Raw genomic sequence first — 21,741 nt, 5'->3', positions numbered from 1 at the left:
CGATGCATATTGAAAAATGTTAGTTTAAAGAATATACGGAAAGATATTGTATCAGGAATAATTGTTGCTCTTGTGTCAATTCCTATATCAATGGGATATGCACAGATTGCGGGACTGCCAGCGGTGTATGGTCTGTACTGCTCTATTCTGCCAGTGCTTATATATGGACTTGTGACATCTTCGCCACAGTTTGTGTTCGGAGTGGATGCAACTCCGGCTGCACTTGTCGGTGGAACACTTGCAACGCTTGGGATAGTGTCAGGCTCTGAGGAGGCGAAGGCAGTAGTTCCGTCGATAACTTTAGTTGCAGCATTGTGGCTGCTGCTTTTCTTCTTTATCAAAGCAGGGCGTATTGTCAATTACATATCGACACCTGTAATGGGTGGATTCATAAGCGGTATTGGCGTGACAATAATTCTTATGCAGGCGGCGAAGCTGTTTGGCGGTAATGCAGGAACAGGAGAGGCAATAAAGCTTCTTATGCATATAGCCGGGGAGATGAAGTCGTTTAATCTGTTGTCAGCAGTGCTTGGAGTCGGAACGGTTATTATTATTCTTATTGCGAAGAAGTTCATTCCAAAGTTTCCAATGTCAGTACTTCTTATGGTGCTTGGTGCACTTGCAACTGCAATTTTTCATATTGACAGATGCGGTGTTAAGCTTCTTCCGCATGTTGATAAGGGGCTGCCGGGATTCTCGCTTCCTGATATGTCAGTTGTGTTTAAGAATCCGTCAGAGATAATACTTCTTGGACTTTCAGTGGCAGGTGTTGTCATGGCACAGACATTGCTTGCAACTAATAATTATGCCAACAAATATGGCTATAAAGTAAGCAATAACAGAGAAATTCTGTCTTATGCTGCTGCAAATGCGGCTTCTGCTGTAATTGGCGGATGCCCTTTGAATGGAAGTGTGTCAAGAACAGGAATTGCAGACCAGTTTGGTTGTAAATCACAGGTTATGTCAATAACAGCTTCTCTGACAATGCTTCTTATAGTGCTTTTTGGAACACCGGTGCTTGAGTATCTTCCTGTACCAATACTTACAGGAATTGTTGTTGCAGCACTGATAGGAATTACTGAATTCGGGCTTGCAGTTAAATTATGGAAAACAGACCATACGGAGTTTGCAATATTTGTAGGAGCATTTTTAGGCGTTCTGTTATTCGGAACGATATACGGAGTTGTAATCGGTGTTATTCTTTCATTCATAGCTGTTATTGTCAAAGCGGTTGAACCACCAAGAGCATTTCTCGGAGTTATAACGGGACAGGAAGGGTTCTACAGTCTTAACAGATACCGTAATGTAAAGAAGATAAAAGGTGCGGTTATATACAGATTTAACGGTGCACTTTTCTTTGCAAATATTAATACATTTGTTGATGATATAGAAAAGAATCTTGATGATAATACTAAATGGGTAATTGTAGACGCCGGAGGTGTGGGTTCTATTGATGTGACGGCAGTTGACAGGCTTATGTCTTTATATAAGGCACTTGAAAAGAAAGGAATCAGATTCTATATTACAGAGCATGAACACACACTTAATGACCAGCTAAGAGAGCTTGGTGCAGGTGAGCTAGTTGAAAAAGGAGTTGTTAGAAGAACGATTCCGCTTGCTCTAAGAGATGCAGGGCTGGACAGACCTTATCCTGTCGAGGAGGGGGAAGAAGAGCAGGCTGTTTCTGGCGAGGTACATGAGGACAACGAAAGACTTGCAGAAATTGAGTGGGCTTTTGGTGCAGATGCAGACGAATGGCTTGAGAAGATGGCAGCAGAGATGGCTGATGAGATTGGCAGTGTCAAGAAAGATGAGAAGAATGTTATTGTTGATGCTGAAAAGCATGCTGCATGGGGAAGAATCGGACTCTTTGATGAGAATGACCTGCTTGAGCGGCTTGAAATGCATTTGTTTGACGATAAAAAATATCCTAATCTTGATATTGATGATATTGAGAAAAGAATTGATGAGCGCCGTGTGGTTGTTGAGAAGAAGCTGGCACAGATTAATCCTGACGCAATCCTGATGCTTAAAGAACACAGAAAGGAAATGCTTGACAGATTAAAGCTTCACAATCCGTATGCATATGAGCATATGATGGAGCAGAAGAGGAAGCATTATGAACATCTGAAGAAGAAAGATCCGGAGCTTGCACAGAAGCTTAAGAATTTCTATAATCTTTCAGGCGATGACAAATAATTTATATAACGGAGATAATAGTGAATATATTAAATGTAGAAAAGGTCAGCAAGACCTACGGAGAAAAGGAACTTTTTAATAATATAAGTCTGGGAATTAACAGTGGCGATAAGATTGGACTTATAGGTGTGAATGGAACTGGTAAGTCTACACTTTTAAAGATTATTGCAGGTGTTGAAGAACCAGATGAGGGACAGGTTGTCAAGGGCAAGGGGATTGAGCTTGCGTATCTTGCACAGACACCTCTGTATTATGAGAATGAAAATGTACTGGAATATGTTATGCGTGGAAAGCATGCGGACAGCCAGCCAAAAGCAAAAGAGATTCTTAACAAGCTTGGAATAACAAATCATGGCGCAATGATGAATATTTTATCAGGGGGTCAGAAAAAGAGAGCGGCACTTGCGAGAACTTTAGTTGAGCCGGCAAGACTTCTTATTCTTGATGAACCTACGAACCATCTTGATAATGACATGGTACTCTGGCTGGAACAGTTTATTAAGAATTTCAAGGGAGAACTTATCATGGTTACTCATGACAGGTATTTCCTTGATAATGTAACTAACAGGATTGTAGAGCTTGATAAAGCTTCCCTTTATAGCTACGATACGAATTATTCAGGCTTTCTTGAACTGAAGACCCAGCGTGAGGAGATGGAGAGGGCAACTGAGGCTAAGAGACAGAATATATTAAGGAAGGAACTCGCGTGGATAAGAAGAGGATGCCAGGCTCGTTCTACCAAGCAGCAGGCAAGAATTGACAGATTCGAGGATATGAAGGAGGCTTCAAAGCAGGCGAGAGCAAGATTTGACAAGCAGCTTATGGATATGAATTCAGTCAGCAGCAGGCTTGGAAGAAAGACTGTTGAACTCCACAACATTTGCAAAAGTTTTGGAGAGAGGACAATAATTGACGATTTTACCTACATTTTTCTAAGAGATGACAGAATAGGTATTGTCGGTGATAACGGATGCGGCAAGTCTACGCTTATGAAGATTATAGCAGGCCAGCTTGAACCGGACAGCGGCAGTGTTGAGGTTGGAGAGACTGTAAGAATCGGATATTTCATGCAGGAGAACGAACCACTTGACGACAGCCTTACTGTGCTAGAGTTCGTAAGAAGCATAGGTGAATATGTTACGACGGCAGATGGAAAGGCAACAGCGTCACAGATGTGTGAGAAGTTTCTTTTTACACCGAAGCAGCAGTGGACGCCTATAAGCAAGCTGTCAGGTGGTGAGAAGAGAAGACTTTATCTGTTAAGTGTTCTTATGAGTGCGCCAAATGTGCTTATTCTCGATGAGCCTACCAACGACCTTGACATTGAAACTCTTGAGATACTTGAGGAGTATCTTGATGGATTTGCGGGTATTGTAATCACTGTTTCACATGACAGATATTTCCTTGACAGAGTTGTTGACAGGATATTTGCATTTGAGGCAGGAGGCCACCTTACACAGTATGAAGGTGGTTATACGGACTACAGGGATAAATGTGTTTCTTCTATATATAATGTGGCATCAAATGGAACATCTGATACATCTAAATCAAAGGCAGCAGGTCAGGTGAAGAAAGCATATAACAGCCATGAGGATAAGATTAAGTTCACATATATGGAACAGAAGGAATATGAGACTATAGATGATGATATAGAGGAGCTTGAAAATAGGGTTTCAGAACTTGATGACGAGATTGCAAAGAATGCAACTTCTTATTCTAAGCTTGCAGAACTTACTAAGGAAAAGGAAGAAGTGGAGAGACGGCTTGAAGAAAAGATGGAGCGATGGGAATATCTTAATGATCTTGCAGAAAAAATAGAGAAACAGAAACAGTAGTAAATATTAACAAAACAAGTGACAGCAGAACAGATTATTTGGTTGAGCAAATCATATATTCATGGTATGATGATATATGATTTACTATATTAATCATATGAGGGAGGAAAAATTATGTTTTGTCCAAATTGCGGAACAAAGAACGAGGACGATGCACTATTCTGTGGAAACTGTGGAACACGCCTAGTGATAGATGTGCCTCAGGAGACACCGGTGCAGGAAAGTGTGGAAGAAGAGCCAGAGGTAACACCGGTACAGGAGAATGTGCCAGCAGAGCCGGAGGAAACACCGGTACAGGAGAGTGTTACAGCAGAGCCGGAAGTAACACCAGTACAGCAAAGTGTTCCAGTTCAGCCACAGCAGGCTTTTGGTCAACAGCCTGTACAGCCTACACAGTTTACAGGTCAGAATTCTGGTCAGCAGCCTGCCAATAATAAGCCTGCCAGATTCCCTAAGGGTATAATTGCAATTGTAGTTGCGGGAGTTGCTGTGATAGCTGCCATAATTATATTTGTATGTGTGGGAAAGAATGTGACAGATTATAAGAAAACTGCCAAGCAGTATGTTAAGGCGGTTGCAGAGTGCGAATGGAATGATGCGTATAGTCTTATTAATCTACCTGATGGGGAGTTCCTTACAAAGGAAGCATTTATTAATGTTCATGCAGATGCGACTGGTGAGAAAGTTGAAAAGATGGCAGCAGATGACATTGTCTCAACATATAGCAAGATGCCTGGTAACAAGGCTGTTAAGGTCGGATATATAACAGATTCGGGAATGCAGTATAATGATGTGTATCTAACAGTAGCCAATAAGCACTATATGCTTTTCTTTAAGAAGTATAAAGTCAGCGCTGAGAATCTTGTAGTAAAGGATGTTACAATAAAGGTTCCAAAGGGACTTACGTTATATATTAATGATGTTATTGTTGGCGATGGATATAAGTCGGATGCATCTAAGAATGGAAACGGCTCTTCTGATGAATATGTTATACCATATCTGTTCAATGGAAAGAATAATATTAAGGTAACTGGAGAATTTATAGAGGACTACACAACACAGCTTTATGCAGCACATGATGAAGATACATTTACTGTTGGAACATACAATGCAAAATATGTTAATTCGAAGCTTGAAGAACTTAAGACACAGGCAAGAACAGATGTGGATGCAATAATTAACGCTGTACAGGCAAAGAAAGATTATTCAGCTATAGCCGACAGGGTGTGTAAAGAAGAAAAGAAGAACATAGAGTCAGCTTATAAGAATATTTACGACAGCTACAATGACAAATACAAAACTGTATCCAATTTGAAGATTTCCAAATTCACAGCTTCTATCGCGGATACATCTTTCAGAGTGGATTCAGATGATGGATGCCCGGTGATTAAAGTTTCAATTAAACTAGGATATACATACAAGATACAGTACTCAGGAAGTGATAAAGCTAACGACAAGAATAATAACAATAATTCAGCTTACATATATTATAAATATGAAGATGGTAAGTGGAAGATTAATTCTATGTATCTTGGATTTGGATTTTATTAAAATACTGTTTTGACCGGGACTTATGTTCCGGTCAAACTTGTTCTGCATTGTACTAAAAAAAATACAATTTTTTCTGTTGATTTTATATAGAGAGTAGTGTATATTAATACTTGCTGTGACATTGATAGCTGTGAAGCGTGAGGTTGCTGCTTTAATAAAGCAGGTTTTCCGTGGAGCGAATGTCAATGCTGGAGATAATCTCCGGCGAAGAAACTGGCGACAAGTCACTGTACCAAAATCATCTGCAATCCGCAGAAATGACGCGCGTGGGTCGAATTATGAATGAGACTATATGATACGCGTGGGAGTGTGTACAGTCACCGCTTGTCGTACTTAAACAATAAAGTGCGAAGGAGGCGACTTTTTTTATGGCAAATCAGGTAATCAGAATTACTCTGAAGGCTTACGATCATCAGTTGATTGATCAGTCAGCTAAGAAAATCATCGAAACTGCTAAGAAGACAGGAGCACAGGTGAGTGGTCCGGTACCTCTTCCAACAAAGAAGGAAGTTGTTACTATTCTTAGAGCTGTTCACAAGTACAAGGATTCAAGAGAGCAGTTCGAGCAGAGAACTCATAAGAGACTTATCGATGTATTATCACCATCTCAGAAGACTGTAGATGCATTATCTAAGTTAGAGATGCCAGCTGGTGTATTCATCAACCTTAAGGTAATGAACTAATCATTATCTGGAATTTTTCATTATTAAAGCAATAATCCTAAGGGTTTAATATAGAAGTAACAAGCAGTGGTGCGGGTTCCACTTATATTAGCTGTTCTAGGATGACAGGATGCGCTGTGTATCACACATCATCTTGTCCGCTGTAGATTAAACAGGAGGAAAATCAATGAAGAAGGCAATTTTAGCTACAAAAGTCGGAATGACTCAAATCTTCAACGAAGACGGTGTTTTAACACCTGTAACTGTTCTTCAGGCTGGTCCTTGTGTTGTTACACAAGTTAAGACAGTAGAAAACGACGGTTACGATGCAGTTCAGGTTGGTTTTGCTGACATTAGAGAAAAGTTAGTAAACAAGCCTGTTAAAGGACATTTTGATAAGGCAGAGGTTCCTTACAAGAGATTCTTAAGAGAGTTCAAGTTTGAGAATGCTTCAGAGTACTCTGTAAAGGACGAAATCAAGGCTGATATCTTCGCTGCAGGCGATAAGGTTGATGCAACTGCTATTTCAAAGGGTAAAGGTTTCCAGGGCGCAATCAAGAGATTAGGCCAGTCAAGAGGACCTATGGCTCATGGTTCTAAGTTCCACAGACATCAGGGTTCAAACGGATCAGCAACAACACCTGGTAGAGTATTCAAGGGAAAAGGAATGCCTGGACATATGGGTTCTAAGAGAATCACAATCCAGAATCTTGAAGTAGTAAGAGTTGATGTTGAAAACAACGTAATCTTAGTTAAGGGTGCAGTACCTGGACCTAAGAAATCATTAGTAACACTGAAAGAAACAGTAAAAGCTGCTAAGTAGTTTTTGCTAAGGAAGGAGGACCACACAGATGGCAAACGTATCTGTTTACAATATTGAAGGCAAAGAAGTTGGTTCAATCGAATTAAATGATGCTGTATTTGGTGTAGAAGTTAACGAACATCTTGTACACATGGCAGTAGTTAACCAGCTTGCAAATAATCGTCAGGGAACACAGAGCGCAAAGACACGTTCAGAAGTTTCTGGTGGCGGAAGAAAACCTTGGAGACAGAAAGGAACTGGTCATGCAAGACAGGGTTCTACAAGATCTCCACAGTGGACAGGCGGTGGTGTTGTATTTGCACCAAAGCCAAGAGATTATTCATTCAAGATGAATAAGAAGGAAAAGAGAATTGCTCTTCTTTCTGCATTATCATCAAAGGTTGCTGACAACAAGATCGTAGTTCTTGATGCATTTAACCTTGACGAAGTTAAGACAAAGAAGTTCGCAGAAGTTATGAGCAACTTAAAGGTTGATAAGGCTTTAGTAGTTATTGAAGGTGAGAACAAGAATGTAGTTCTTTCAGGAAGAAACATTCCTACAGTTAAGGTTTCAGCTACTAACGAAATCAACACATACGATGTATTAAAGTATGAAACATTAGTAGTTACTAAGGCTGCTGTTGAAAAATTAGAGGAGGTGTATGCATAATGGCAAACGTACAGTATTATGATGTAATCCTCAAGCCTGTAATCACAGAGAAGTCTATGGCTGATATGGCAGATAAGAAGTATACATTCTTAGTTCATACAGATGCTAACAAGACAATGATTAAGGATGCTGTCGAGAAGATGTTCGAAGGAACTAAGGTTGCTTCAGTTAACACAATGAATCTTGATGGCAAGAAGAAGAGAAGAGGCAGAACAGCTGGTACAACTTCTAAGACTAAGAAGGCAATTGTACAGTTAACAGCTGACAGCAAGGAAATCGAAATCTTTGAAGGCCTTTAATTAGTAGCTTTAAAGTGTAGAAAACAATATTACACAGACTCGAAAGGAGAGAAATAATGGGAATTAAGACATATAACCCATATACACCTTCCAGAAGAAATATGACTGGATCTGATTTCTCAGAGATTACAAAGAGTACTCCAGAGAAGTCATTACTTGCTAAGAAGAGCAAGAATGCTGGTCGTAACAACCAGGGTAAGATTACTGTAAGACACCACGGTGGTGGAAACAGACAGAAGTATAGAATGATTGATTTCAAGAGAAACAAGGAAGGCGTTCCAGCACAGGTTATCGGAATTGAGTACGATCCAAACAGAACAGCTAACATCGCTCTTATCTGCTACGCAGATGGCGAGAAGGCATATATCCTTGCTCCTCAGGGATTAACAGATGGCATGACAGTACAGAATGGTGCTGGTGCAGAAGTAAGAGTAGGTAACTGCTTACCACTTTCAGAGATTCCAGTTGGTACTCAGGTACACAACATTGAATTATATCCAGGTAAGGGTGGACAGCTTGTTCGTTCTGCTGGAAACTCAGCTCAGCTTATGGCTAAGGAAGGCAAGTATGCAACACTTAGATTACCATCAGGCGAGATGAGAATGGTTCCAATTATCTGCCGCGCAACAATCGGTGTTGTAGGTAATGGAGATCACAACCTTATTAATCTTGGTAAGGCTGGACGTAAGAGACATATGGGTATCAGACCTACAGTTCGTGGTTCTGTTATGAACCCTAATGACCATCCACATGGTGGTGGTGAAGGTAGAGCACCAGTTGGTCGTCCAAGCCCAATGACACCTTGGGGCAAGCCAGCTATGGGTCTTAAGACTCGTAAGGCTAAGAAGGCTTCAAACAAGCTTATCGTAAGAAGAAGAAACGGAAAGGCTATTAAGTAATTAGCCTACAATCGTAACTATTATTATTCACGAAGATTATAAGGAGGTTTCAACCTATGGCTCGATCACTTAAAAAGGGAGCATTTGCAGACGAGAGCTTACTTAAGAAAGTTGATGCTTTAAATGCTGCAAACGACAAACAGGTTATTAAGACTTGGTCTCGTCGTTCAACAATTTATCCTCAGTTTGTAGGTCATACAATCGCTGTTCATGATGGTAGAAAGCATGTGCCTGTATATGTTACAGAGGATATGGTTGGTCATAAGCTCGGTGAGTTCGTTGCAACAAGAACTTACAGAGGACACGGCAAAGACGAAAAGAAGAGTAGATAATTTGAATTTTTGAAAGGAGGTTTAATCCATGGCTAACGGACATAGATCCCAGATTAAACGTGAAAGAAACGCTGTTAAGGATACAAGACCAAGCGCAAAGTTATCTTACGCTAGAGTATCTGTTCAGAAGGCTTGTTTCGTATTAGATGCTATCAGAGGCAAGAGCCTTGATGAAGCACTTGCAATTGTTATGTACAATCCAAGATATGCATCATCTATTATAGAGAAGTTATTAAAGTCAGCAGCAGCTAATGCTGAGAACAATAACGGTATGGACCCAAGTAAGTTATATGTAGAAGAATGCTACGCTAACAAGGGACCAACAATGAAGAGAGTACATCCAAGAGCACAGGGTAGAGCTTACAGAATCGAAAAGAGAATGAGCCATATCACTGTTGTTTTAAATGAAAGATAATTATTTTCTAAGAGATAGAAAGGAGTCTTTATGGGACAGAAAGTTAATCCGCATGGTTTAAGAGTCGGCGTAATCAAAGACTGGGATGCAAAGTGGTATGCAGAAGACGATTTCGCTGATAACCTTGTAGAAGATTATAACATTAGAAAATTCCTCAAGAATAAGTTATATGCTGCAGGAATTTCAAAGATTGAAACAGAGAGAGCTTCAGACAGATTAAAGATCGTTATTCATACAGCTAAGCCTGGTATCGTAATTGGTAAGGGCGGTGCTGAAATCGAGAACTTAAAGAAGCAGGTAGAGAAGTTAACATCTGCTAAGAAGTTAAGCATTGATATCAAGGAAGTTAAGAGACCAGATAAGGATGCTCAGCTTGTTGCAGAGAACATCGCTCAGCAGTTAGAGAACCGTATCTCTTTCAGAAGAGCTATGAAGTCTTGCATGGGCAGAACAATGAAGCAGGGAGCTAAGGGTATCAAGACATCTTGCTCAGGACGTCTCGGTGGAGCTGATATGGCTCGTACAGAGTTCTATAGCGAGGGTACAATTCCTCTTCAGACACTTCGTGCAGATATCGACTATGGATTTGCAGAAGCAGATACAACTTATGGCAAGGTTGGTGTTAAGGTTTGGATCTACGAAGGTGAGGTTCTTCCTACAAAGAATAATGCCAACGCTAACGTAGAAAAGGAAGGGAGCGATAAGTAATGTTACTACCTAAGAGAGTTAAACATCGTAGACAGTTCCGTGGTTCTATGGCTGGTAAGGCTACAAGAGGCAATAAGATCACTAATGGTGAATTCGGTATTGTTGCAACAGAACCTTGTTGGATCAAATCAAATCAGATAGAAGCTGCCCGTGTCGCTATGACAAGATATATTAAGCGTGGTGGTAAAGTATTTATAAAGATTTTCCCAGATAAGCCGGTAACAGGTAAGCCTATCGGTGTTCGTATGGGTAAAGGTAAAGGTAACTTGGAGTGCTGGGTAGCAGTAGTTAAACCTGGACGTGTAATGTTCGAGATTTCAGGCGTTGCTGAAGAAACAGCAAGAGAAGCTTTACGTCTCGCAACACATAAGCTTCCTTGCAAGTGCAAGATTGTTTCACGTGCAGACTTAGAAGGCGGTGATAACAGTGAAAATTAATAAGTATGTAGAAGATTTAAAGGCAAAATCAGCTGCAGAGTTAAATGAAGAATTAGTAGCTGCTAAGAAGGAACTTTTCAATTTAAGATTCCAGAACGCAACAAATCAGCTGGACAACACAAGCAGAATTAAGGAAGTTCGTAAGAACATCGCTAGAATCCAGACTGTAATTGCACAGAAGAATGCTTAATTAAGGCATGTAGACTTAGATATCCTAAGAAAGGAGAATAACTGTGGAAGAGAGAAATTTAAGAAAAACTCGTACAGGTAAGGTTATAAGCAATAAGATGGATAAGACAATCGTTGTTGCAGTACAGGACAACGTTAAGCATCCACTTTACAATAAGATCGTTAAAAGAACTTACAAGTTAAAGGCACACGATGAGAACAATGAATGTTTAATCGGAGATGTTGTTAAGGTAATGGAGACTAGACCTTTATCTAAGGATAAGAGATGGAGATTAGTTGAGATTATCAGTAGAGCAAAATAATAAGAATTTATTTGTGATATTACTGAAAGGAGTAGTATTATGGTACAACAGGAAACCAGACTTAAGGTTGCTGATAATACTGGTGCTAAGGAAATTCTTTGTATCAGAGTTATGGGCGGATCTACAAGAAGATATGCAAATATCGGTGATGTAATTGTCGCTACTGTTAAAGAAGCAACACCAGGCGGCGTTGTTAAAAAGGGTGACGTTGTTAAGGCCGTTGTCGTACGTTCAGTAAAGGGCGCACGTCGTAAGGACGGTTCATATATTAAATTTGATGAGAATGCTGCTGTTATAATTAAAGATGATCAGACTCCTAAGGGAACTCGTATCTTTGGTCCAGTAGCCAGAGAGTTAAGAGATAAGAAGTTCATGAAAATCGTATCTCTTGCTCCAGAAGTATTATAGGAGGTACCACAATGTCAGCTGTTAGAATTAAAAAAGGCGATACTGTTAAGGTTATCGCAGGAAAAGACAAGGGCAAAGAGGGCAAGGTATTGTCTGTAAATGCTAAGAATCATACAGCATTAGTTGAGGGTGTTAACATGGTTACAAAGCATGCTAAGCCAAGCGCAGCTAATCAGCAGGGTGGAATTCTCCACCAGGAAGCACCAATCGATATCTCAAATATCGCTTACTCATTAAAGGGTAAGGAAACAAAGATTGGTTATGACTTCAAGGACGGTAAGAAAGTTCGTGTTGCTAAGGCAACTGGCGAAGTTATCGATTAATAAAGGAAGGAGGCAATAATTTTGAGTAGACTTAGAGAATTATACGATAATGAAATTACTAAGAAGATGACTGAGAAATTCGGTTACAAGAACCCAATGATGGTTCCAAAGATTGATAAGATCGTAATTAACATGGGCGTTGGCGAAGCTAAGGAAAATTCAAAGCTTCTTGACACAGCTGTTAAGGAAATGGAAACAATTGCTGGTCAGAAGGCAGTTCTTACAAGAGCTAAGAATTCAATTGCTAACTTCAAGTTAAGAGAGGGTCAGGCAATTGGTTGTAAGGTTACATTAAGAGGAGAGAAGATGTATGAATTCCTTGACAGATTAGTAAACCTTGCATTACCACGTGTACGTGACTTCCGTGGCGTTAGCGCTGATTCATTCGATGGAAGAGGTAACTATGCTTTAGGTATCAAAGAGCAGATTATCTTCCCAGAAATCGAATATGACAAGATTGATAAGGTTAGAGGTATGGATGTAATCATTACAACTACAGCTAAGACTGATGAGGAAGCTCGTGAGTTATTAAGATTATTTAACATGCCATTTAAGAAATAATTAAGGAGGGAAATTCAATGGCTAAGACTTCTATGAAGGTTAAGCAGCAGAGAGCACCTAAGTTCTCTACAAGAGCGTATACACGTTGTACAATATGTGGTCGTCCACATTCTGTTTTAAGAAAATACGGAATCTGCAGAATTTGCTTCCGTGAATTAGCTTACAAGGGACAGATTCCTGGAGTTAAGAAAGCATCTTGGTAAAATCAATTAACGTAGTCCTGGTAACAGGAAACCAGTTAAAATAAGGAGGAAAATTTCAATGACAGATCCAATTGCAGATATGCTTACAAGAATTCGTAATGCAAATACAGCAAAGCACGACACAGTTGATGTTCCATCATCTAAGATGAAGCTTGCAATCGCTAAGATTCTTTTAGACGAGGGTTATATTAAGTCTTATGAGCTCGTTGAGAACGGTAAGTTCAACGATATCCGTATTACATTAAAGTACGGTGCTTCTAAGAATGAGAAGATCATTTCAGGTCTTCAGAGAATCTCTAAGCCAGGTCTTAGAGTATATGCAAACAAGGAAGAACTTCCAAAGGTTCTCGGTGGTCTTGGTGTAGCTATTATATCTACAAACAAGGGCGTTATCACTGACAAGGAAGCTAGAAAGCTCGGCGTTGGTGGAGAAGTTCTTTGCTTCGTTTGGTAATTATTGAACACTTACACACAGGGAAACGGGAATCCTATCCCATCGTAGTTCAGCGTATATGAATGTTTCCCTCATTATAATTAGGAGGTGCACGGCATGTCACGTATAGGAAGAATGCCTATCGCTATCCCAGCAGGAGTTACTGTTGAGATTGCAGAAAATAATAAAGTGACTGTAAAGGGTCCAAAGGGAACTCTTGAGAGAGTTTTACCAGCAGAGATGGACATTAAGCAGGAAGGTTCTGAAATCGTTGTTTCAAGACCAAATGACTTAAAGAAGATGAAGTCATTACATGGACTTACAAGAACACTTATTCATAACATGATTATTGGTGTTACAGAAGGCTATGAGAAGAAGCTTGAAGTTAACGGTGTTGGTTATAGAGCACAGAAGCAGGGTAAGAAGTTAGTTCTTTCATTAGGCTACTCTCATCCAGTTGAGATGGAAGATCCAGAAGGAATTGAAACAGTTCTTGATGGAACAAACATCATCATTGTTAAAGGTATCAGTAAAGAAGCAGTTGGCCAGTACGCAGCTGAAATCAGAGCAAAGAGAGCTCCAGAGCCATATAAGGGCAAGGGTATCAAGTATGCTGATGAAGTTATCAGACGTAAAGTTGGTAAGACTGGTAAGAAATAATTAAAGGAGAAAACATAATGGTTAGTAAGAAATCAAGAACAGTAGTTCGCGAACAGAAGCATAGAAGATTACGTAATCGTTTCAGTGGTACTGCAGAAAGACCACGTTTAGCTGTGTTCAGAAGCAATAATCATATGTATGCTCAGATTATTGACGACACAGTTGGAAAGACACTTGTATCAGCATCAACTCTTGATAAGGAAGTTAAGGCAGAGCTTGAGAAGACAAATAATGTTGAAGCAGCAGCTGCTGTTGGTACAGTCGTAGCAAAGAGAGCATTAGAAAAGGGAATCAAGACTGTTGTTTATGACAGAGGCGGTTTCATTTATGCAGGTAAAATTAAGGCATTAGCAGAGGCAGCTCGTGAAGCTGGCCTTGAATTCTAAGCGGAAGGGAGATTACAGTATGAAACGTACAATAATTGATGCTAGTCAGTTAGAATTAAATGATAATGTAGTATCAATCAAGCGTGTAACAAAGGTTGTAAAGGGCGGACGTAACATGCGTTTTGCAGCATTAGTAGTTGTTGGTGACGGCAACGGACACGTAGGTGCAGGTGTTGGTAAGGCAGCTGAAATTCCAGAAGCTATCCGCAAGGGAAAAGAAGATGCTATCAAACATTTAGTAGAAGTTCCAATCGATGAGAACGGTTCAGTTCCACATGATTTTCTTGGAAAGTTCGGAGGAGCTACAGTATTATTAAAGAGAGCTCCAGAAGGTACTGGTATCATCGCTGGTGGTCCAGCACGTTCAATCCTTGAGCTTGCAGGTATCAAGAATATCCGTACAAAGTCACTTGGATCAAACAACAAGCAGAATGTTGTATTAGCAACAATCGAAGGACTTAAGTCTATGAAGACTCCAGAAGAAGTTGCAAGACTTCGTGGAAAGTCAGTTAGCGAGATCCTTGGTTAATTAAATTGTGATTCCTGCTAAGCAGGAGATGGAGGTTAAAATGGCTGAGAAGTTAAGAATAACTTTAGTTAAGTCTCCAATCGGCGCTGTTCCTAAGCATAGAAAAACTGTTGAAGCTATGGGTCTTACAAAGATGCATAAGACAGTTGAACTTCCAGATAATGCTGCTACAAGAGGACAGATTCAGCAGATTGGTTATATGTTAAAGGTAGAAGAAATCTAATTACAGATAAGGAGGTGCAATGATGGATTTATCTAATTTGAGACCTGCAGAAGGTTCAGTATTAAGCGATAATTTCAGAAGAGGTCGTGGACATGGCTCAGGTAACGGCAAGACAGCTGGTAAGGGTCATAAAGGACAGAAAGCTCGTTCAGGAGCACCAAGACCAGGTTTTGAAGGTGGCCAGATGCCATTATATAGAAGAATTCCTAAGAGAGGATTCACTAACAGAAACCGTAAGGAATTCGTTGCTATTAATGTTAATGTATTAGATCGTTTTGATAACGGTGCAGAGGTTACTGTTGATACATTAATCGAGTCAGGAATCGTTAAAGATCCTAAGGACGGAATCAAGATTCTTGCAAACGGCGAGCTTACAAAGAAGCTTACTGTTAAGGCTAACGCATTCAGTGCTGCAGCTAAGGAGAAGATCGAGGCTCTCGGCGGAACCTGCGAGGTGATCTAATATGTTTAAAACACTTGTAGGCGCTTTTAAGAACAAAGATATAAGAAAAAAGATAATATATACATTATTAATTCTTGTTGTTGTCAGAGTTGGAAGTTTACTTCCAATCCCTGGTGTAGACACCAATTATTTTAGTAGCTTACTTAGTGGAATTAATACTGGTGATTTAAGTTATCTCAGTGCTTTTACAGGAGGTTCATTCGAAAGAATGTCCCTCTTTGCGCTGAGCATAACACCATATATCACATCTTCAATCATTATGCAGCTTCTCACAATTGCAATTCCTAAATTAGAGGAAATGCAGAAAGAGGGAGAAGATGGTAGAAAGAAGATTGCATCGATTACAAGATACGTAACAATTGGTCTTTCTTTAATAGAAAGTATCGCTATGGCGGTTGGATTTGGTAGATCAGGTCTTATCAAAGATTCAGCACAGCTTAGCACATTGCATTATGTAGTATGTATAATCGTAGTTATAGCTGCACTTACAGCTGGTTCAGCAGTATTAATGTGGCTTGGTGAGCGAATCACTGAAAAGGGTGTTGGAAATGGTATTTCAATTGTACTTTTAATTAATATCATATCAGGTATGCCTAGTGATTTTGCTACATTATATAGCACATTTGTTGCACCAAAGACACCTGCAAAGGGTGTTTTAGCAGCAGTAATAATATTAGCAATTCTTATTGTTATGGTAGTTCTTGTATGCTTCCTTCAGGATGGAGAGAGAAGGATTCCTGTTCAGTACTCTCAGAAGGTCAGCGGTAGAAGAACAGTTGGCGGACAGTCAACAAACATTCCATTAAAGGTTAATACTGCAGGGGTTATGCCAATTATTTTCGCATCATCACTTATGCAGTTCCCAGTTATAATCGCCCAGTTATTTGGTAAATCATATGAGTGGACCAGATATCTCAGCTCATCATACTGGTGCAGAGTTGAAGCTCCAAAGTATTCAATTGGTTTATTAGTATACATAGTACTGCTTATAATATTCGCATACTTCTATACATCAATAACATTTAACCCAATTGAGGTAGCTGATAACTTAAAGAAGGCTGGTGGAGTTATCCCAGGAATAACACCTGGTAAGTCTACAAGCGAATATCTTAACAAAATACTTAATTATATCGTATTTATTGGAGCTGTCGGACTTTTAATAATTGCCCTCATTCCAATAATGTGTACAGGATTCTTTAATGCTTCTGTTTCATTCGGTGGAACATCAATTATCATTATTGTTGGTGTTGTACTTGAGACATTAAAGCAGATTGAGTCTCAGATGTGCAATCGTTACTATAAGGGATTCCTCAGTGAGTAATTCTTTATATCACGGATGATATTAGTATAAAATATTGACTTGCCCGGTTTATGCCGGGTAAGTCCTTTGTGTATTATGATTTATTACGAATATTTATGATTTTGGAATGGAGAAAATATTATGAAGATAATTATGTTAGGTGCTCCAGGAGCAGGTAAAGGTACACAGGCTAAGAAGATAGCAGCAAAATATGCTATACCACATATCTCTACAGGAGATATTTTCAGAGCTAATATTAAGAACAATACAGAGCTTGGACAGAAGGCAAAGACATACATGGATAAGGGAGAGCTCGTACCTGATGAATTAGTAGTAGATCTTATCATGGACAGATTCAAGGAAGCGGATTGTGCTAACGGATATGTACTTGATGGATTCCCAAGAACAATTCCTCAGGCAGAGGCACTTGATAAGGCTCTTAGTGCTAATGGAGAGTCAGTTGACTATGCAATCAATGTCGAAGTTCCTGATGAAAATATAATAAACAGAATGTCTGGAAGAAGAGCATGTGTAGGTTGTGGAGCAACATACCATATCCAGTTCAATCCAACAAAGGTTGAAGGAATATGTGATGCATGTGGCGAGAAGCTTATCTTAAGAGATGACGATAAGCCAGAGACAGTAAAGAACAGACTTTCAGTATATCATGAGCAGACACAGCCATTGATTGAATACTATTCAGGAAAGGGTGTACTTAAGGAAGTTGATGGTACACAGCCTATGGATGATGTATTTGCTGCAATAGTTAAGATCTTAGGTTAATCATCTATGAGTGATATAAAGGGATATTTTGCAAGTTCTAAAGCAGGCCATGACAAAGGTACTGTGTATATGATTCTCGAATCTGATGATGTATATGTTTATCTGTCGGACGGTAAATTAAGACCGACAGATAAACTTAAAAAGAAAAAGCTGAAACATGTTCAGCTCATAAAACAAAAAGATAGTGATCTTGCAGAAAAGATAGAGAAAAACCTGTTTATAAGTAATGAAGAAATAAAATATGCGATTAAGCAGATTAAAACCAGTGCCAAATAATAGGAGGTAAACTTATATGTCAAAGGCAGATGTAATTGAAATTGAAGGAAAGGTAGTTGAGAAATTACCTAATGCATTTTTTAAAGTAGAACTTGAGAATGGACATCAGATACTTGCTACAATCAGTGGTAAGTTAAGAATGAACTTCATCAGAATTCTTCCTGGTGATAAGGTAACAATTGAGTTATCACCATACGATTTAACAAAGGGAAGAATCATTTGGAGAGATAAATAAAAACAATAGGAATATATGTACAAAATATTCTTTATAAATTTTGTAAAATTTTCCTTGCGTTGATAGAAAAGGTTGTGCTATAATAGCAACCGAACTTGTCTGAAAGGAGGCTTTTGCAGTGAAGGTTAGATCATCAGTTAAACCAATTTGTGAAAAATGCAAAGTCATTAAAAGAAAGGGCAGCATCAGAATTATCTGTGAAAACCCTAAGCACAAGCAGAGACAGGGCTAATTACCCTGAAGCAGAGAAGTAGAAGTACTTCTCATATTTCTGCGTTATAGTATCAATGTCACTAGTTGGTATTATAACTAATTCTGTCTTTAATATAATGGACAGAGAACAGTTTTGCGGCTGCAGCGATGACACATCCGGATAAGTTGACGGTGTTCATTGCTATCAAATATAGTAGACTGAAGGTGACGCACACATTTCAGGCGTTCAAAGCGGGGGATAGAGCTTAGAACGAGCTGCGTAGGAATCGGACTACATTTTTCTATCTTTATTATTAATATTAATTTAATTGATCAAACGGAGGTTAAAGAACACATGGCTCGTATTTCAGGTGTAGACTTACCAAGAGAAAAGCGTATTGAAATAGGACTTACTTATGTTTACGGTATTGGCCGAGTAAGAGCATCTAAGATTCTTGAAGAGGCTGGCGTTAATCCAGATACACGTGTTAAGGATCTTACAGATGAAGAAGTTGCAAAGATTGCTAAGGTTATCGATGCTGATCCAGAACATTTAGTAGAAGGTGACTTAAGAAGAGAAGTTGCCATGAACATTAAGAGATTAAAGGAAATCGGATGCTACAGAGGAATCCGTCATAGAAAGGGACTTCCATGCAGAGGTCAGAAGACAAAGACTAATGCAAGAACATGTAAGGGTCCTAAGAAGACTGTAGCTAATAAGAAGAAATAATTGAATTGTTAAACTCACAGGAGGTTAGTTATCATGGCTCAGAAAGTTACAAAAAAAGTGACAAAGAAGCGTGTTAAGAAGAACGTTGAAAGAGGACAGGCACATATTCAGTCATCTTTCAATAATACAATAGTTACATTAACAGATGCAGAAGGAAATGCTTTATCATGGGCATCTGCAGGTGGACTCGGATTCAGAGGATCTAAGAAGTCTACTCCTTATGCAGCACAGATGGCAGCTGAGACAGCAACAAAGGCTGCATTAATCCATGGATTAAAGTCTGTAGACGTTATGGTTAAGGGACCAGGTTCAGGTAGAGAAGCAGCTATCAGAGCACTTTCAGCAGCTGGTCTTGAAGTTACAAGTATCAAGGATGTTACTCCAGTTCCACATAATGGATGCCGTCCACCAAAGCGTAGAAGAGTTTAATTTAGGGAGGTAAGATTACAATGGCAGTTAATAGAACACCTGTCCTCAAGAGATGTAGATCTCTTGAAATGGATCCTGTATATTTAGGAATAGATAAGAAATCTAGAAGAAAGGCAAAGAACGCTGGTAGAAAGGTTAGCGAGTATGGAATGCAGCTTCGTGAGAAGCAGAAGGCTAAGTTCATCTACGGTGTATTAGAGAAGCCTTTCAGAAATTACTATAAGAAGGCTGAGAGACAGAAGGGTATGACTGGTGAGAACCTTATGATCATGCTCGAGCTCAGACTTGACAATGTTCTTTTCAGATTAGGATTCGCTAGAACAAGAAAAGAAGCAAGACAGATCGTTGATCACAAGCATGTATTAGTTAATGGTAAGTGCGTAAACATCCCTTCATACCTTGTAAAGGCTGGAGATGTTATCGAAATCAGAGAGAAGTCTAAGTCATCAGCAAGATACAAGGAAATCCTTGAGTCTACTAACGGAAGACTTGTTCCAGAGTGGTTAGAGGCAGATGCAGACGCTCTTAAGGGATTAGTTAAGTCAATCCCTACAAGAGAAGTTATTGACGTTCCTGTAAACGAGATGCTTATCGTCGAGTTATATTCTAAGTAATCCATACCGGAAATATAGAATAAAACTTATAAAACCCATAAAAAGGAGGGACTATACATGGTTGATGCAGATTTTAATTTCAAGATGCCAAAGATTGAGATGACAGAAAAATCAGAAGATGGCAAGTATGGAAAATTTGTTGTTGAGCCACTCGAAAGAGGATATGGTTTAACATTAGGTAATTCTTTAAGAAGAATTATGCTCTCTTCATTAGTTGGTACAGCTGTAAGCAGTATCAAGATTGAAGGTGTACTTCATGAATTCAGCTCAATTCCAGGTGTTAAGGAAGATGTTACTGAGATCGTCATGAACATCAAGCAGTTATCAATCAAGAACAACGGAAATTCTGTTGAGCCTAAAGAAGCACATATTGACTTCGTAGGCGAAGGTGTAGTTAGAGCATCAGATATTCAGGTTGATCCTGATATTGAAATAATCAATCCGGATCTTGTTATTGCACATCTTAATGGTGCAGACAGCAAGCTCACAATGGAACTTACAATCACTAATGGTCGTGGTTATGTAAGCTCTGAGAAGAATAAGAGAGATGATCAGCCAGCAGGCGTTATCGCTATTGATTCAATCTACACACCAGTAGAGAGAGTTAATATGGCAGTTCAGAATACTCGTGTAGGTCAGGATACAGATTTTGATAAGCTTACACTTGATATTTTCACTAATGGAACAATAGAACCAGATGAGGCTTTAAGTCTCGCAGCTAAGGTTTTAAGTGAACATTTAAAGGGATTCATCAATCTTTCAGAGAACGCTCAGAAAGTGGAAATCATGGTTGAGCAGGAAGAGGATGAGACTACTAAGGTCCTTTCAATGAGCATTGAAGATCTTGAATTATCTGTTCGTTCATCTAATTGTCTTAGAAGAGCTGGTATCAACACAGTTGAAGAGCTTTGCAACAAGACATCAGATGATATGATGAAGGTAAGAAACTTAGGTAAGAAGTCTTTAGATGAAGTTCTCCTTAAGCTTAAGGAAATGGGCTTACATCTTAGACCTAACGAAGATTAATTTGTAGATACGGCGGCTATACAGTAAGTCCATAAGCGCATGTGTAGCTGTTACAAATGGAGGTAAATCATGGCAAAATATAGAAAGCTCGGCAGAACATCTAGCCAGAGAAAGGCTTTATTAAGAAGTCAGGTAACAGCATTAATCGAGAATGGCAAGATTGTTACTACAGAGGCAAGAGCCAAGGAAGTAAAGAAGATGGCTGAAAAGCTCATTACACTTGCAGTTAAAGAGAAAGACAACTTCGAGACAGTTAAGGTTTCAGCAAAGGTTCCTAAGAAGGATGCTGAAGGCAAGAGAGTTAAGGAAGTTGTTGATGGTAAGAAGGTTACTGTATATGAGACAGTAGAGAAGGAAATCAAGAAGGATCTTCCTTCAAGACTTCATGCTAGAAAGCAGATGGATAAGGTTCTTTACACAGTTACAGAAGTTCCTACAGCAGCTGCTGGAAAGAAGAAGAATACTAAGACTGTTGATCTTACAAACAAGTTATTTGATGAGATCGCACCTAAGTATGCTGGTCGTCAGGGCGGTTATACAAGAATCGTTAAGATCGGTTTAAGAAAAGGTGATGCAGCAATGGAAGTTCTTCTTGAATTAGTTTAATTTCAATTGCAATTTAAGCGGGTAAGGAAACTTATCCGCTTTTTTTGGAATCTGCGGTAAG

At 39.3% G+C, this 21,741-nt stretch carries 34 protein-coding genes; all 34 read left to right on the top strand.

Annotated elements, in window-relative coordinates; all coding sequences use genetic code 11:
- Positions 1–9: 9 nt before the first annotated feature.
- The 34 genes from GKE48_RS00620 to GKE48_RS00455 all read left to right on the top strand — a co-directional run bounded on the left by GKE48_RS00620 (position 10) and on the right by GKE48_RS00455 (position 21,680).
- Positions 10–2,199 carry a SulP family inorganic anion transporter gene (locus tag GKE48_RS00620; RefSeq protein ID WP_243138407.1) on the top strand — a complete coding sequence of 730 codons (2,190 nt, stop codon included), beginning with the start codon at positions 10–12 and terminating at the stop codon, positions 2,197–2,199.
- A gap of 20 nt (positions 2,200–2,219) precedes the next feature.
- Positions 2,220–4,034 (top strand): ABC-F family ATP-binding cassette domain-containing protein, encoded by a 1,815-nt coding sequence (locus GKE48_RS00615; protein WP_330583075.1) that lies wholly within the window; start codon positions 2,220–2,222, stop codon positions 4,032–4,034.
- 114 nt (positions 4,035–4,148) lie between these two features.
- Positions 4,149–5,585, top strand: a complete 1,437-nt coding sequence (locus GKE48_RS00610; protein WP_055287191.1) for a zinc ribbon domain-containing protein — start codon at positions 4,149–4,151, stop codon at positions 5,583–5,585.
- Between the two features lie 368 nt (positions 5,586–5,953).
- Positions 5,954–6,268, top strand: a complete 315-nt coding sequence (rpsJ, locus tag GKE48_RS00605) for a 30S ribosomal protein S10 (RefSeq protein ID WP_012738571.1) — start codon at positions 5,954–5,956, stop codon at positions 6,266–6,268.
- A 166-nt stretch (positions 6,269–6,434) separates the two neighbouring features.
- On the top strand, positions 6,435–7,070 hold the full coding sequence (rplC, locus tag GKE48_RS00600; RefSeq protein ID WP_012738572.1) for a 50S ribosomal protein L3: 636 nt from the start codon (positions 6,435–6,437) through the stop codon (positions 7,068–7,070).
- Positions 7,071–7,098: 28 nt separating this feature from the next.
- Positions 7,099–7,719, top strand: a complete 621-nt coding sequence (rplD, locus tag GKE48_RS00595; protein WP_022097712.1) for a 50S ribosomal protein L4 — start codon at positions 7,099–7,101, stop codon at positions 7,717–7,719.
- Positions 7,719–8,018, top strand: coding sequence for a 50S ribosomal protein L23 (rplW, locus tag GKE48_RS00590; protein ID WP_012738574.1), 300 nt, complete (start codon positions 7,719–7,721; stop codon positions 8,016–8,018). Before rplD ends, rplW begins: the two co-directional genes overlap by 1 nt.
- A 56-nt stretch (positions 8,019–8,074) precedes the next feature.
- Complete coding sequence (rplB, locus tag GKE48_RS00585; protein WP_022097711.1) at positions 8,075–8,917, top strand: 50S ribosomal protein L2; 843 nt, start codon at positions 8,075–8,077, stop codon at positions 8,915–8,917.
- Between the two features lie 56 nt (positions 8,918–8,973).
- Positions 8,974–9,249, top strand: coding sequence for a 30S ribosomal protein S19 (rpsS, locus tag GKE48_RS00580; RefSeq protein WP_012738576.1), 276 nt, complete (start codon positions 8,974–8,976; stop codon positions 9,247–9,249).
- Positions 9,250–9,277: 28 nt separating this feature from the next.
- Positions 9,278–9,664, top strand: coding sequence for a 50S ribosomal protein L22 (gene rplV, locus GKE48_RS00575; protein WP_012738577.1), 387 nt, complete (start codon positions 9,278–9,280; stop codon positions 9,662–9,664).
- A gap of 30 nt (positions 9,665–9,694) precedes the next feature.
- Positions 9,695–10,372, top strand: a complete 678-nt coding sequence (gene rpsC / locus GKE48_RS00570) for a 30S ribosomal protein S3 (protein ID WP_012738578.1) — start codon at positions 9,695–9,697, stop codon at positions 10,370–10,372.
- A complete protein-coding gene (gene rplP, locus GKE48_RS00565; RefSeq protein ID WP_012738579.1) occupies positions 10,372–10,809 on the top strand; it encodes a 50S ribosomal protein L16 in 438 nt (145 codons plus the stop codon). The genes rpsC and rplP overlap by 1 nt, the downstream gene beginning before the upstream one ends.
- On the top strand, positions 10,799–10,999 hold the full coding sequence (gene rpmC, locus GKE48_RS00560; protein ID WP_012738580.1) for a 50S ribosomal protein L29: 201 nt from the start codon (positions 10,799–10,801) through the stop codon (positions 10,997–10,999). Before rplP ends, rpmC begins: the two co-directional genes overlap by 11 nt.
- Before the next feature lie 43 nt (positions 11,000–11,042).
- On the top strand, positions 11,043–11,300 hold the full coding sequence (rpsQ, locus tag GKE48_RS00555) for a 30S ribosomal protein S17 (RefSeq protein ID WP_012738581.1): 258 nt from the start codon (positions 11,043–11,045) through the stop codon (positions 11,298–11,300).
- A 39-nt stretch (positions 11,301–11,339) separates the two neighbouring features.
- A complete protein-coding gene (gene rplN, locus GKE48_RS00550; protein ID WP_012738582.1) occupies positions 11,340–11,708 on the top strand; it encodes a 50S ribosomal protein L14 in 369 nt (122 codons plus the stop codon).
- A gap of 11 nt (positions 11,709–11,719) precedes the next feature.
- Positions 11,720–12,031, top strand: a complete 312-nt coding sequence (gene rplX, locus GKE48_RS00545) for a 50S ribosomal protein L24 (RefSeq protein WP_012738583.1) — start codon at positions 11,720–11,722, stop codon at positions 12,029–12,031.
- 21 nt (positions 12,032–12,052) lie between these two features.
- Complete coding sequence (gene rplE / locus GKE48_RS00540; RefSeq protein WP_117915702.1) at positions 12,053–12,592, top strand: 50S ribosomal protein L5; 540 nt, start codon at positions 12,053–12,055, stop codon at positions 12,590–12,592.
- Between the two features lie 17 nt (positions 12,593–12,609).
- Entirely contained in the window at positions 12,610–12,795 is a 186-nt protein-coding gene (locus GKE48_RS00535) for a type Z 30S ribosomal protein S14 (RefSeq protein ID WP_012738585.1), read from the top strand.
- 52 nt (positions 12,796–12,847) lie between these two features.
- Positions 12,848–13,249: a 30S ribosomal protein S8 gene (gene rpsH / locus GKE48_RS00530; RefSeq protein ID WP_041687891.1), complete on the top strand. Its 402-nt coding sequence runs from the start codon at positions 12,848–12,850 to the stop codon at positions 13,247–13,249.
- Positions 13,250–13,345: 96 nt separating this feature from the next.
- Positions 13,346–13,888 carry a 50S ribosomal protein L6 gene (gene rplF, locus GKE48_RS00525; protein WP_022097709.1) on the top strand — a complete coding sequence of 181 codons (543 nt, stop codon included), beginning with the start codon at positions 13,346–13,348 and terminating at the stop codon, positions 13,886–13,888.
- 17 nt (positions 13,889–13,905) lie between these two features.
- Positions 13,906–14,274 (top strand): 50S ribosomal protein L18, encoded by a 369-nt coding sequence (rplR, locus tag GKE48_RS00520; protein WP_012738588.1) that lies wholly within the window; start codon positions 13,906–13,908, stop codon positions 14,272–14,274.
- Positions 14,275–14,293: 19 nt separating this feature from the next.
- Positions 14,294–14,803, top strand: a complete 510-nt coding sequence (gene rpsE / locus GKE48_RS00515) for a 30S ribosomal protein S5 (protein WP_022097708.1) — start codon at positions 14,294–14,296, stop codon at positions 14,801–14,803.
- 40 nt (positions 14,804–14,843) lie between these two features.
- Complete coding sequence (rpmD, locus tag GKE48_RS00510; RefSeq protein WP_022097707.1) at positions 14,844–15,026, top strand: 50S ribosomal protein L30; 183 nt, start codon at positions 14,844–14,846, stop codon at positions 15,024–15,026.
- Between the two features lie 22 nt (positions 15,027–15,048).
- Positions 15,049–15,489 carry a 50S ribosomal protein L15 gene (gene rplO, locus GKE48_RS00505; protein WP_041687892.1) on the top strand — a complete coding sequence of 147 codons (441 nt, stop codon included), beginning with the start codon at positions 15,049–15,051 and terminating at the stop codon, positions 15,487–15,489.
- Position 15,490: 1 nt separating this feature from the next.
- On the top strand, positions 15,491–16,810 hold the full coding sequence (gene secY, locus GKE48_RS00500) for a preprotein translocase subunit SecY (RefSeq protein ID WP_022097706.1): 1,320 nt from the start codon (positions 15,491–15,493) through the stop codon (positions 16,808–16,810).
- A 120-nt stretch (positions 16,811–16,930) separates the two neighbouring features.
- Complete coding sequence (locus GKE48_RS00495; RefSeq protein WP_012738593.1) at positions 16,931–17,572, top strand: adenylate kinase; 642 nt, start codon at positions 16,931–16,933, stop codon at positions 17,570–17,572.
- A 6-nt stretch (positions 17,573–17,578) separates the two neighbouring features.
- Positions 17,579–17,848, top strand: coding sequence for a KOW domain-containing RNA-binding protein (locus GKE48_RS00490; RefSeq protein WP_012738594.1), 270 nt, complete (start codon positions 17,579–17,581; stop codon positions 17,846–17,848).
- A gap of 16 nt (positions 17,849–17,864) precedes the next feature.
- The gene (gene infA / locus GKE48_RS00485; RefSeq protein WP_012738595.1) at positions 17,865–18,083 is read left to right on the top strand and encodes a translation initiation factor IF-1; all 219 of its coding nucleotides are present in this window, start codon (positions 17,865–17,867) and stop codon (positions 18,081–18,083) included.
- Between the two features lie 118 nt (positions 18,084–18,201).
- Complete coding sequence (rpmJ, locus tag GKE48_RS00480) at positions 18,202–18,315, top strand: 50S ribosomal protein L36 (RefSeq protein WP_003022746.1); 114 nt, start codon at positions 18,202–18,204, stop codon at positions 18,313–18,315.
- A 315-nt stretch (positions 18,316–18,630) separates the two neighbouring features.
- Positions 18,631–19,005 (top strand): 30S ribosomal protein S13, encoded by a 375-nt coding sequence (rpsM, locus tag GKE48_RS00475; RefSeq protein WP_012738596.1) that lies wholly within the window; start codon positions 18,631–18,633, stop codon positions 19,003–19,005.
- 33 nt (positions 19,006–19,038) lie between these two features.
- A complete protein-coding gene (rpsK, locus tag GKE48_RS00470) occupies positions 19,039–19,434 on the top strand; it encodes a 30S ribosomal protein S11 (RefSeq protein ID WP_012738597.1) in 396 nt (131 codons plus the stop codon).
- Between the two features lie 20 nt (positions 19,435–19,454).
- The gene (rpsD, locus tag GKE48_RS00465; RefSeq protein WP_154300248.1) at positions 19,455–20,048 is read left to right on the top strand and encodes a 30S ribosomal protein S4; all 594 of its coding nucleotides are present in this window, start codon (positions 19,455–19,457) and stop codon (positions 20,046–20,048) included.
- 57 nt (positions 20,049–20,105) lie between these two features.
- Positions 20,106–21,074, top strand: a complete 969-nt coding sequence (locus GKE48_RS00460) for a DNA-directed RNA polymerase subunit alpha (protein WP_012738599.1) — start codon at positions 20,106–20,108, stop codon at positions 21,072–21,074.
- A 69-nt stretch (positions 21,075–21,143) separates the two neighbouring features.
- On the top strand, positions 21,144–21,680 hold the full coding sequence (locus tag GKE48_RS00455) for a bL17 family ribosomal protein (protein ID WP_012738600.1): 537 nt from the start codon (positions 21,144–21,146) through the stop codon (positions 21,678–21,680).
- Positions 21,681–21,741: the final 61 nt, after the last annotated feature.

The sequence above is a fragment of the Lachnospira eligens genome (assembly GCF_009680455.1).
Classification (GTDB): domain Bacteria; phylum Bacillota; class Clostridia; order Lachnospirales; family Lachnospiraceae; genus Lachnospira; species Lachnospira eligens_A.
Note: the sequence above shows the minus strand (reverse complement) of the source record. Positions and strands in the feature narration are given on the sequence as shown.